This window comes from Stenotrophomonas maltophilia group sp. vghtpe118 (genome assembly GCF_052605195.1).
This window is the reverse complement of the sequence record NZ_CP199672.1, coordinates 876,625-888,271: the sequence shown is the minus strand read 5'-3', so window position 1 is coordinate 888,271 and position 11,647 is coordinate 876,625. Positions and strand designations below refer to the sequence as shown.

Sequence of the window (11,647 nt, the reverse complement as noted above, 5' to 3'; positions counted from 1 at the left end):
GGCCGCGACGAACGCATGCGCATCCATCGACCTTTCGTCTTCATCGCAAGCCTGGCCCTGATGGCGTTGTGCGGACTGATGGGCGTACTGGTGCTCATCCATGGCTTCAACGAGCAGGGCCTGCGCTGTGGCAGGCTGTGCTCACTGGAGGTCTCCATTCGCCTGCTCTTCGGTGATCGGGGATTCGAAATACTGGTGGCGATGGGACTGTTTGCCACAGCGCTGATGTGCGCGTATATCGCACTGCGGGAGGGCATGCATGCCGGGCGGCCGCGGAGGCAGGTGCAGCGTCGGGGGCGCAAGCGCCGCCGACCGTCACAGCCCCGGTCGTGAGTATCCCTCCACGTGGCGTGCTGCCGCGCGGAGGGACACCGCAGGAGGTCTCAGCGATGCAGCGCGTCGATGATCAAGCCGGTCGCGATCTCCACCAACAGATACTCGGTGTCGGACTGGCGCACCCAGCGCTGGCCGCGACCCGGATTGCGCAGGTCGTAGCGCGCGTAGTCGTCTACCCAGTAGCGGCGGTCCACTTCGGCCCAGGGCAGGCGGTCGCCACGACGCCAGGCCTTCTTCTGCCAGCCCGGCGGCGGCGCATCGCGGTTGTGCGGGCCGCCTGCATGCGGCGGCGGGCCGTTGCCGCGGGCGTGGTGCGGCGGATCGGCGAAGGCGGGGGCCGCAGCCAACGCGGTGGCGGTGGTCAAGGCGATGGCAAGCAAACGTGTGGTCTTCATGGAGATGCCTCCGTCATGGCCGCGGCATGCGGCGCTGTGGCGGGAATATAGGGCAGGCAGCGTGAATGAATACGGGTGTGCGCGGCACTTTCCTGAACACACGGCGTGACGTGCAGTCGCCGCCCCGGAACGGATCACCGGGTCCCGTCCCGGGCCGGATCCGTTGCGCCCCAACCACCGCCCAGTGATAGGAACAGATCCATCTGGCGATCGACCCGGTCCGCGCGCGATGCGGCCAATGCGGACTCCGCATCTGCCAGTGCGGCCTGGGCCGAAAGCACATCGAGAAAATCGATCCTGCCGAAACGGTAGAGCTGCTGCGCCTGCGCCGCGGCCCGCGCTGCGTCCCCACGCGCCTGTGCCAGGCTGCGCTCGCGTTCAAGCTCCTGCGTGCAGGCAGAAAGCGCAGTCTCGGTCTGGCGCAGTGCCTGCAGCACCGCGCCGTCAAAGGAAGCAAGAGCGGTATCTGCATTGGCACCGGCCGCTGCGATGCGGGCCTTGGTGGCGCGGCGGTTGGGCCAGTGCCATGACAGCAGCGGCCCGACGCTCACCCCGAAACTGTCGGCGGAAAGCAGCTGCCCTCGCATGCCCGCCGTGCCCAGGGACGCGCCCAGGGTGACCTGCGGATAAAGTTCCGCGGTCTCTACGCCGATCATGGCCGTGGCCGCGGCAAGGCTCCGCTCGGCGGCACGTATGTCGGGGCGCCGCTGGAGCAGCTGCCAGCCCTCACCGACCGGCAGCGCCTGCCCCAGCTCCGGGGGGCGCGGGCACGCTTCCGCCTCCCTCGGATAGTCTGCCGGCACCCTGCCCATCAGCGCGGCCAGTTCGAACAGTGCGGCCTGGCGCTTCGCCAGCAGGTGCGGTATCCCCGCCGCGCTGCGGTTGACCGCGGCTGCGGCACGGCTGACATCGAAGTCCGTTCCGCGCCCGCCCGCGGCCAGGCGACGGGTTGCCTCCAGCGTGGCGCGCTGTATCGCCAGCACCTGCCGGGTCGCAGCGAGCGTGTGATTGCTTGTGCAGATCTGGAGATAGGCACGGGTGACAGCAGCAGCGACGACCACGCGGACCTGGTCCCGTGCTGCAGCGACAGCCTCCGCGTCGGCGTTGGAGGCTTCGATGCCGCGGCGGATGCCGCCTGCAAGATCCAGTGGATAGGAGAGGTGAAGGCCCAGCGCATAGGACTGCGGCGCGGCCGACGCCTGGGTGTAACCACCGGCATGGGTGAGCGTGCCCGATGCATCCACGTCGGCCTGCACGGCACCGCGCGCGCGGTACTCCAGCACGGTAGCGCTGGCGCGCCGAAGATTGGTATCAGCGGCGCGCAGGTCGGTGTTGGCCGCCAGTGCTTCGCGCACGTAGCCGTCAAGCTGGGGGTCGCCATACAGTTGCCACCACCGATCGGGTGGCGCGTCGTGGCTGAACGATGCCTCCTTGCCCGAGACGAACGGCTGCGCCGCGCGTGTGGAGGCGGCGACGGCATTCGCAGGCAGGTGATAGTCGGGGCCGGAGACGCAGGCCGTCATCGGCAGCAACAGGGCAAGCAGCCCACCGCGTAGTGTTCGCAAGCTCACTTGCAGGCTCCCTGTGCCGAGGGCGTGATGGTCACACTCGCAGTGCGACCGACGATCAGGCGGGTATCCGGCCGCGCATCATCAATGCGGATGCGTACCGGGATCCGCTGTGCCAGCCTCACCCAGGTGTACGTCGGCGCCACGGCGGGGAGCAGGTTGTGCGTGCTTGAGCGCTGATCGTCGGCAATGCCGGCGGCGATGGTATCCACCTGCCCGCGCACGTCGTGGTCGTCGCCCATCAGCCGGGCCACGGCGGCATCGCCCTCGGTGATGCAGCCCAGCTTGGTTTCCTCGAAATAGCCCTCGATGCGCAGGCTGCGGGTGTCGATCAGCGCCAGCGCCTGTGCCCCCGGCTGCAGGTAGTCGCCCGCGTGCAGGTCCAGGTTGGTGACGATGCCATCGGTGGTCGCGCGCACCTCGGTGCGTTGCACATTGAGCCGGGCAACGCGCTGCTCGGCCCGCGCCTGTGCCAGGGCGGCCAGCTCGGTATCGACCTTGGCGGCATTGCGTTCGCGGGTTTCCGAAGCGACCAGGTTGCCCAGTGCGTTGTCCCGCGTCGATTCGCGGCGGGCCAGCGCCAGCGTGGCGCGTGCGCTGCTGGCCGCTGCGTCGGCCTTCTCAAGTGCGGCAGCGAAGCGCGGCTGGTCCAGCACCAGCAGCAGCTGTCCGGCGCTCACCCGCTGGTTATCGTGCACCAGCACCTGGGTGACCAGCCCCCCCATGTCCGATGCAACGCGCACCACGTCGGCACGCACCCGTCCATCGCGCGTCCACGGGCGTGTTTCGTAGCGATGCCAGATGGCCAGTGCAGCGACGACGGCAATTGCGAACACCACCAGGGTTGCGCTCCAGCGCCCGATGACAGCAAGCGTGTGTTTCATTTCATTTCTCGAACAGGGGCGCGAGCCGGATCATCAGCTCCGCCAGGATCACGAACAGAGACAGGCCCACCAGTGGCCGCGCGGCGAACAAGCGGTACAGGCCGAGGCTGGCGAGCAGACGTGAGGTCAGCACCGACAGCACCAGCGCGGCCACCGCCACGGCGAGCAGTGCTGGAATGAGCACCCCATCAATGGAAAGATCAGAAAGCATGAGGTCAGTGCCGATGGGTGTGCGTGGGTACCAGCAGGTCGCGGCGCAGGCTGCAGAGCAGATGCAACAGGTGATCCCGATCAACCCCGCTACTGGCCGTCGCGGCCTCGCGCATGCGGTCGAGAAGTTCCAGAAGATGGATGTCGACACTGCGTACCGAGTGGGCGCGTACCCTGAAATGTGCGGCGATGCGTTCGACCAGCGCCGCATGAAGCGCCCGGACCTGCGGGTTGTCCTGGCACTTGTCCAGTGCGCGGAGTTGGTTGGATGCTCGTACCGCGCGCACGTCCGCAAACAATGCCCGCAGGTCGTGTGCGGCACTGGAACGGCTCCGCAACCGAGGAGCGAGCTGCCCGATTCGATCCAGCATGCGGCTGAGCCAGGCCCGGGCCACGCCACCTTGTCCGGCGGCGTGTCGTGCGATATCCCGACGGATCGAACGCTCCAAGCGAGCGCGGTTGCGGCCCGCATCGGCGGTCTGGAACAGCTGCATGCTGCACAGTGCCACCGTCGTACCGATGAACAACGCAACGCTGTTGTTGAGCGCGCCGACGATGTTGACCGTATTGGTCGCGCCCAGGCCGGCGATGAGCGGAAACGTCAGCACCACGCCCAGGGCAGCCATGGTGAATGGCGGCCGGGCCAGGAACGATCCGCACAGCAGCAGCACCGGCGCGAGCGCGGCAATCAGGCCTGTGATATCGGACAACGCGGGGAAGATCAGCAGACCGTAGAGCAGGCCGACGGCAACGCCGATCAATGACCCCACCAGATAGCGCATGACATGCGGCGCAGGCGCTTCGATCGTGCCGAACAGCACGCACGCCGTGCCGATGATGGACACCGCCGTGGCGCCCTCCGACCAGCCGGTGACGATCCACAGAACGCAGCTCAGCAGGATGCCGACGAACGCGCCCAGCGCGCTGCGCAGGGCAAGCTGATGATCCCGGTGAAGCGCCGCACCACGCGCATGTCGCGCAAGGCGAGCAGGTACATGCAGGCGCCAGTCGGGCCGGGCAGTGTGCAGTTGCGCCTGCAGCACGCGGCAGTCGGCGTGGGCCAGGTCGAGCTCGGCCTGTTGCGTGGCGAGGCTGGCCTGCAGCAGATCGCGCCAGCCGCTTGCATCCATTGTGCCGGCCTGCGGTGAACGCAGCCGAGCGATGGAATCTTCCACCGCGCTGGACAGCATCAGGACGTCCAGCATCCGGTCATGCAGGGCGCGCAGGATCTGCACTTGGGCCACGCCGTGGGCGCTGTCGAAGGGCAGGTGGATCGACAACACGTGCAGATCAAGCAGGTCGGCTGCCACTTTCGAGCGGTCCGTCACCAGCACCGTGTCCGATGCACCGGCGCGCATGTCCCGTGTCCATCGTTCCGCATCATCCAGCACGGCAGCAACCCGTGCGTGCACGCGCGACGAAACCCGGCGCGGCAGCACCAGCCCATGTACCAGCGTAGCCGCCAGGATGCCGATGGCGATTTCCTGCACCCGTGTGATGGCAATGGTGAACACGTCTGCCGGCACCATCACCGCCGGAAACCCGATCAGGCTGGTGGTATAGCCGGCCAGCAGGAACGCATAGGCACGCGGCGTGCGGTCGAGCATCGCCAGGTACAGGCACAGCGCCATCCACGTGGCGAGTGCGGCGCTCAGCATCAGGGGGGCATTGGCGAAACGTGGCACCAGCGCGACGGTGGCGACGGCCCCGCCCACGGTACCGAGCAGGCGGAACAGGCCGCGGCTGAGTGTCGCCCCGGAAAGGGGCTGCGACACCAGATAGACCGTGCCGATCACCCAGAACGGGCGATTCAGGCCGATCCGCAGGGAGACATACAGCCCCAGCGACGCGGCGAGCAGGCATTTGAGCGAGAACAGCACCGCCTCCTGGTCGGTCCGGAGGGCAGGGCTTTTCAATCGGGCGAATGCCTGGAGCAGGTGGGGAAGGAAAGGTGTGGGGAGGTGCATGCGGCTCATGCTAGTGATCGGCCGCAACGACTAATTTCGCTACAATGACAATCAATCGCTAAAACCGGTCAATGTGAGAATGGCTCGCATTTCGCTCCCCGGCTTTGACCTGGACCCGGACGAGACCGACCGCCCGGCGGTTGCCAGCCGCCTGCAGGTGGCCGAGCACGACGCAGAGATTCCCGTGCATGAACACCGCAAGGGCCAGCTCATTCTTGCGCTGCATGGCGCGGTGACCTGCGAAGTGGCCAATGCGTTGTGGATCGTTCCGCCCCAGTGTGGCGTCTGGATCCCGGGCGGCATGCCGCACAGCAATCGCGCCACCGCCAACGCGCGCCTGTGCTACCTGTTCGTCGAGCCCGGCGTCGTCGACCTGCCGGCGCAGTGCGTGACGCTGGCGATCTCGCCGATGCTGCGCGAGATGATCCTGCACCTGGCCGACGCGCCGCTGGACTACCCGCATGGCAGCCACACCGACCGGTTGGCGCGGGTGTTGCTGGACGAGCTGGTACAGATGCCGGCCGAGCATCTGTCGTTGCCGGTCAGCCATCACCCGAAGGTGCGTGCGCTGGCGGCGGCGCTGTCGGCGGATCCGGCAGATCGCAGCACCATCAGCCAGTGGGCGGTGCGCCTGGCCCTGGGCGAGCGCACATTGACCCGGCTCATCGAACGGGAAACGGGCTTGTCCTTCGGGCGCTGGCGGCAGCAGCTGCACCTGCTCATCGCCATTCGGGAACTTGCCACGGGCGCACCGGTACAACGCGTTTCCGAGACGCTGGGCTATGAGTCGGTGACGGCCTTCATCACGATGTTCAAGAAGGCGCTTGGCCTTTCCCCGGCGCGGTACTTCGCGGTGCGCTTGCGTGGGCGGTAGCGGGGAACAACGGGCGAAGCCGTTGCCTGGAACGGCTACTTCGAGGTGTCGGAGACCGATTGAATCGCGGCCACCACCGCAGCGGGTTCCTCGCGCTGGAGGGTGAGGCCGGTTGCCAGGTAGCGGTGCGAGCCGCGTGTGAAGCCCGGGAAGAGCAGGGCGTGTGTGGGAGATTGTGCTGGTAGTTTTGTGAGCTATGAACACGGACTCCCTGTAGAGGAAGTCATGGGAGCCCGGCGTAGGCCGCTGAATGGCCACGGATGCTTGAATCTGTGACCGGTTACGCGACTCCACACTTGAATGTGCAAGCGTCCTCGCCGATAAAGGCGGCATGTGGCACTGCCGCATTCCGGACCAGGGACGATCCGATGCACGACGCGTGGGCTCAGCTCCGCGTTCTCGTTCCCGCCGGCGCTGTGTTCGTCCAGGAAGGAGAACAGGGATGTTGGAACGACTGAAGACCCTCTCGCGTGCCGCGCTGGCGATTGTTGCCGCTGGCTGCATTGCGCCGGCTGTTGTACAGGCGCAGGAAAGCAAGATCACCTGGCGTATTTCGCAGCCCGGTGGCAATTCGACGCAGTACAAGACCCAGCAGCAGGCGGTGCAGGCGATCAAGAGCCTTCCCGCACCCAGTCCATTCCCGCCGGAGTTCCAGTTCGGCTGGCAGTCTGTCGACAAGATCAAGTCGAAAGTTGTGGACTTGAACGGCAATACGTCGATCACCTACTGGATGGGAAAAGCGCAACCCTCGGATCCAGACTGGACCTATCTGAGCACAGCGGAATTTACCAGTGAAGAGGCCATGGTCGCGAGCTATCTCGCGGGCGTCCAGGCCGCCAATCCTGTCTGTCCGGGTGCTGCTGTAACTCCAAATGGAGACTGGTTCTCGGGTGTGCCCGAAATGGAGGGCGTGGTCGAGTCCAGGTACTATCAGATCACGCGTATGATTGGGCAGAACACAGCCGAATCGCCCTGCACGCCCCACGTGAGTCAGGCGGCCTTCGGCCGCAAGCGCCGCCTTGATTGCCCTGTTCCGCTTACGCAGTGGTCCAACAAGCACAACGCCTGCGTCAACGAGGACTTCGTTGCGACCATCACCTCGAAGTCGCAGAAGTGCGACAAGGACGGCGGCAACGGTAGCTGCCCCATGTCCCGCAACGATACAGCGGCGAACATGAGTCCGATTCCCGACAAGGACCCGGCCTCCAACGGCGGTACCTGCGACGGCAATGTCGGCAACCCATGTGATGTCAAAACGGGCGAGAAGTACGAGATCGCGCCGGACTTCGATCTGGGCTGGATCGCGCTGACGCGCTTCTATCACTCCGGCATCTCCACCTCATCCGGTGGCTTCGGCTATGGCTGGACCCATTCGCTGGGCGCCCACCTGGCACTGGACGGCGTTGACAGCGTGGGCATCATTGAAAGCACCGGTTTCCAGCGTGCATTCAAGAAGACCGGCCAAGCCTATGAGGCGGACGACGACAGTGGTGACCGTCTGGTCCAGAACGGCAACTGGACACTGTACTCGGCGGATTCCATCTCTACCTTCGGCGCGGACGGGCGTCTTGCCGCCAAGCGCTTCCCGGATGGCACGTCGCTGACCTACATCTACGACGACAGCGACCGCCTTGCGGCGGTCACGCACAGCAGTGGCCGCACACTGGAGTTCGTTTACCAGTCCAACGACTATGAGGCGCTGATCAGTTCGGTGCTGGTCGAAGGCATTGCGCTCGCCACCTATACCTACACGCCGCAGAACCAGGTCGCCACGGTGACCTATGCGGGTGGTGGTGTGCGGACATATCACTACGAGAACCAGGACTTCCCCCAGCACCTGACCGGCATCACCGCCGAGGACGGTCGCCGCTACAGCACCTTTACCTACGATTCCATCGGTCGTGTGATCTCCAGTCAGCATGCCGGCGGTGCCGATGGCGTGACACTGGCCTACAGCCCCAATGGTGGTGCGGTGGTGACCGACGCGCTGGGGCGGCAGACCGACTACACCCTGACACCCGGCGGCGACACCGCGCCGTCGCGCAAGGTGACCGGCCTGACGGATTCGCAGGGAACCGTCAGCCGAACCTACTACGACCAGAGTGTCGACTTCCGCCGGCGCCTGGATACCTACACCGATCGCCGCGGCATCCAGACCAAGCACACCTATGCGCAGGGCACCGATCCGGTAAGCGGTCGTGCCGTCAGCATCCATACCGTGACCGAAGCGGTCGGCTTGCCCGAGCAGCGTGTTGTGACCACCGCGCGCGACGTCGAAACCAATGCGGTACTGACCACCCGGATCGGTAGCCGCGAAACCCGCACGGCCTTCAATTCCCGACGCCAGCCGACGGCCAACACGGTGACCGACACCGCTTCCGGTCAGACGCGCATCACCAGCTACACGTACTGCGAAGCCGCTGATGTGGCAGCGGCAGGCAGCTGCCCGGTGGAGGGGCTGCTGAAGAGTGTGGATGGCCCGCGCACGGATGTGGCCGATGTCGTTACCTATGCCTATTACTCGGCGGATGATGCAGGGTGCGCGATCGGAGGTGCCTGCACCTATCGCAAGGGCGACCTGCGCAGCGTGACCAATGCGCTGGGCCAGACGGTCGAGACTCTGGCCTACGACGCGTTCGGGCGGCCGTTGTCGGTCAAGGATGCCAACGGCGTGGTCACCGACTACACCTACCATGCTCGCGGTTGGCCAACCTCGGTCACCGCGCGTGGCGCGACCACTGCCGAGAATCGGGTCACCCAGATCAGCTACTGGCCGACCGGCCAGGTGCAACAGATCACCGAGCCCGACGGCAGCAGCGTTTCCTATGTCTACGATGCGGCGCTGCGCTTGACCGATATCGAGGACAACGCGGGCAACACGATTCACTACACGCTGGACAATGCCGGCAATCGCCTCAAGGAAGACACGCTCGATGCAGGCGGTACCCTGCGCCGTACCCTGGCGCGGACGTTCAACACACTCGGCCAGCTGACCGCACTGAAGGACGCAGGCAATCACGCCACCGGCTTTGCCTACGATGCCAACGGTAACCGGCAGACCGTGACCGACGCTCTGCAGCGCGTGACCAGCCAGCAGTACGACCCGTTGAACCGCCTGGCGCAGACCCTGCAGGATGTGGGCGGCGTCGCGGCGGAGATCCGCAGCCAGTACAACGCGCTGGACCAGGTCACCCAGGTCACCGACCCGAAAGGCCTGCACACCACTTATGCCTATAACGGTTTCGGTGATCTGACCGGGCAAGTCAGCCCGGACAGTGGCGCCAGCAGCTTCACTGTGGACGCCGCTGGCAACCGCAAGACCGCTACCGATGCGCGCGGCGTCACCGCCACCTATCACTACGATGCGCTCAACCGCCTGATCGGCGTTGCCTATCCGGACCCCAATCTGGACGTGGGCTATAGCTATGACGTTGCGCCGGCCGCCTGTGCCGCCGACGAGAGCTTTGCCAAGGGACGGCTGGGGCAGGTGCTGCACGCCAGTGGCAGCACCCAGTACTGCCATGACCGTTTCGGCCAGGTCACCCGCAAGGTGCAGACCGTCAATGGTGTGGCCACCACCCTGCGCTATGCCTACAGCAAGTCGGGTCGCCTGACCGCATTGACCTACCCCGACGGCAGCGTGGCCGACTACGTGCGTGATGCCCAGGGCCGCATCAGCCAGATCGGCCTGACCCGGCTTGGTCAGGCGCGCCAGATCGTGGTGAACAACGTGACCTATGCGGCCTTCGGCCCGGCGACCGGCTGGACCTACGGCAACGGCCGCCAGCTGCAGCGTCCGTTGGATCTGGATTACCGCCCGCAGGCGGTGCATGACCCGGCCGCGGGCGGCCTGTCGCTGGGCTATGGCTACGATCCCGTCGGTTCGATCACCGAGCTGAAGAACGGCACAGGCTCAACGGTGCTGGCCAAGTATGCCTATGACGCGCTGGGTCGCCTGACCCAGACCCAGGACGGCACGACCGGCACCCCGATCGAAACCTATGCCTATGACGCCACCGGCAATCGCACCGCGCTGACCACCTCGGCAGGCACCGCCAGCTACACCTATCCCGCAACCAGCCACCGGCTGACCGCAGTGGATGGCGAAGCGCGCAACCATGACGCTGTGGGCAACACCACCCGAATCGGCAGCAAGACCTTCACCTACAACGATGCCAACCGCATGAACGCGGTGAAGCAGGGTAACGCCACACTGGAGAGCTACGCGTACAACCATCGTGGCGAGCGCGTGCTGCGTACTCCGGCTGGTGGCGCTGCTCAGATCACCCTGTATGACGAGACGGGGCAATGGCTGGGCAACTACTCGGCCACGGGCCAGGCGCAGCAGCAGGCCATCTGGCTGGACAATTATCCGGTGGCGCTGATCAACGTGCCGAGTACCGGCGTGCCAGAACTGGCCTACGTCCAACCAGATCACCTGGGCACCCCGCGCGTGGTGATCGACCCGGCGCGCGATGTCGCGATCTGGGAGTGGAGCAACAAGAGCGAGGTATTCGGCAACCAGATCCCAAGTGCCGATCCAGATGGCGATGGTGTGGCGTTCGAACTGGCACTGCGCTTCCCGGGCCAGCAGGCGACGGATGCGAGTGGGCTGTTCTACAACTACCAGCGCGAATACGACGCTGCGACCGGACGCTATACGCAAGCGGATCCCATAGGCTTGTCCGGCGGCATTTCCGCGTACGGGTATTCGAATGCCTCTCCGCTTCTCGCGGCTGACCCACTTGGGCTTGAGCCCGTGTTCGATACAAGTACGTGCGGCGGACAGCTGGGAATGGTGACTTGTGATGGCAATGGAGGATTTCTGGTCAGTGTCTGCAATTCAGGCTGCGACAAGATATGCACCGTTATGCATGAGCGAAACCATAAGGCGTTATTGGAAAAGAGGGTTCCTAATGCCTGCGTGGGTAGGCCTAAAGGTGCAAGCCCATTCCCAAAGGACTGGGAATATGGTGGGATCGAGCATCGGCAGCTGGCCAATGAGCTTGAGTGTCGTGCATATCAAGAGCAGATGATCTGTGCAACTCGGCTGCGCGATGGAGGACTCGGAGGCGCCGCAGTAGACAAGGCCTACAGCAGGGCAGTAAAGGAAAGGAGCAACAGGCAATGCGATGCATTCGGATACTAGCCATCCTCTCGCTCGTTCTGGGCCAGCTGGGGTGCCGGGATGAGGTTGAGAGTTCAACGTACCCCATGGGTCAGACGGGAAAGAGTTGCACTGCCTACAAAGGCTTTGATCGCCAGCCTCCCGAAGTGGTTGTTACGGAACTGGCCAGACGGGGGTTGGACAGTCGCAGGTTGATCCATAAAACAGTTTGCGGCTCGATCACCAGCTGGGAGATCCTTCCCGCAGGGGCGTCAATCAATCGGATACCTCCCCCAGATACCTACG

Annotated in this window: 8 protein-coding genes and 1 pseudogene; 3 read left to right on the top strand and 6 right to left on the bottom strand. The window is 65.2% G+C overall.

All coding sequences use genetic code 11. The annotated features are described in order from the left end of the window. The first annotated feature begins 15 nt into the window (after positions 1–15). The gene (locus tag ACUDTM_RS04175) at positions 16–333 is read left to right on the top strand and encodes a hypothetical protein (protein ID WP_439426950.1); all 318 of its coding nucleotides are present in this window, start codon (positions 16–18) and stop codon (positions 331–333) included. Positions 334–383: 50 nt separating this feature from the next. On the opposite strand, the gene ACUDTM_RS04170 is transcribed toward ACUDTM_RS04175, so the two are convergent. The 5 genes from ACUDTM_RS04170 to ACUDTM_RS04150 all read right to left on the bottom strand — a co-directional run bounded on the left by ACUDTM_RS04170 (position 384) and on the right by ACUDTM_RS04150 (position 5,369). Then, positions 384–731 (bottom strand): RcnB family protein, encoded by a 348-nt coding sequence (locus ACUDTM_RS04170; protein WP_021204235.1) that lies wholly within the window; start codon positions 729–731, stop codon positions 384–386. 134 nt (positions 732–865) lie between these two features. Continuing rightward, entirely contained in the window at positions 866–2,302 is a 1,437-nt protein-coding gene (locus ACUDTM_RS04165) for an efflux transporter outer membrane subunit (protein WP_445391182.1), read from the bottom strand. Further along, on the bottom strand, positions 2,299–3,183 hold the full coding sequence (locus ACUDTM_RS04160) for an efflux RND transporter periplasmic adaptor subunit (RefSeq protein WP_188240906.1): 885 nt from the start codon (positions 3,181–3,183) through the stop codon (positions 2,299–2,301). Before ACUDTM_RS04160 ends, ACUDTM_RS04165 begins: the two co-directional genes overlap by 4 nt. Position 3,184: 1 nt before the next feature. After that, entirely contained in the window at positions 3,185–3,394 is a 210-nt protein-coding gene (locus tag ACUDTM_RS04155) for a DUF1656 domain-containing protein (protein WP_188240907.1), read from the bottom strand. 4 nt (positions 3,395–3,398) lie between these two features. Then, on the bottom strand, positions 3,399–5,369 hold the full coding sequence (locus ACUDTM_RS04150) for an FUSC family protein (protein WP_445391181.1): 1,971 nt from the start codon (positions 5,367–5,369) through the stop codon (positions 3,399–3,401). Positions 5,370–5,439: 70 nt separating this feature from the next. Here ACUDTM_RS04150 and ACUDTM_RS04145 point away from each other — a divergent pair, with 70 nt between their 5' ends. Beyond that, positions 5,440–6,234, top strand: coding sequence for an AraC family transcriptional regulator (locus tag ACUDTM_RS04145; protein WP_072167551.1), 795 nt, complete (start codon positions 5,440–5,442; stop codon positions 6,232–6,234). A gap of 35 nt (positions 6,235–6,269) precedes the next feature. Here ACUDTM_RS04145 and ACUDTM_RS04140 read toward each other — a convergent pair. Continuing rightward, a pseudogene (locus ACUDTM_RS04140) lies at positions 6,270–6,398 on the bottom strand (alpha/beta fold hydrolase); the annotation flags it as partial. 278 nt (positions 6,399–6,676) lie between these two features. Between ACUDTM_RS04140 and ACUDTM_RS04135 the strand changes: the two are divergent. Further along, entirely contained in the window at positions 6,677–11,383 is a 4,707-nt protein-coding gene (locus ACUDTM_RS04135) for an RHS repeat-associated core domain-containing protein (protein WP_445391466.1), read from the top strand. The last annotated feature ends 264 nt before the right edge of the window (positions 11,384–11,647 follow it).

What these genes read in the sequence shown, in the direction of transcription:
- ACUDTM_RS04160 (WP_188240906.1), bottom strand. Translation starts at nt 3,183, where the DNA reads ATGAAACACACGCTTGCTGTCATCGGGCGCTGGAGCGCAACCCTGGTG.
- ACUDTM_RS04150 (WP_445391181.1), bottom strand. Translation starts at nt 5,369, where the DNA reads ATGAGCCGCATGCACCTCCCCACACCTTTCCTTCCCCACCTGCTCCAG.
- ACUDTM_RS04170 (WP_021204235.1), bottom strand. Translation starts at nt 731, where the DNA reads ATGAAGACCACACGTTTGCTTGCCATCGCCTTGACCACCGCCACCGCG.
- ACUDTM_RS04155 (WP_188240907.1), bottom strand. Translation starts at nt 3,394, where the DNA reads ATGCTTTCTGATCTTTCCATTGATGGGGTGCTCATTCCAGCACTGCTC.
- ACUDTM_RS04145 (WP_072167551.1), top strand. Translation starts at nt 5,440, where the DNA reads ATGGCTCGCATTTCGCTCCCCGGCTTTGACCTGGACCCGGACGAGACC.
- ACUDTM_RS04135 (WP_445391466.1), top strand. Translation starts at nt 6,677, where the DNA reads ATGTTGGAACGACTGAAGACCCTCTCGCGTGCCGCGCTGGCGATTGTT.
- ACUDTM_RS04175 (WP_439426950.1), top strand. Translation starts at nt 16, where the DNA reads ATGCGCATCCATCGACCTTTCGTCTTCATCGCAAGCCTGGCCCTGATG.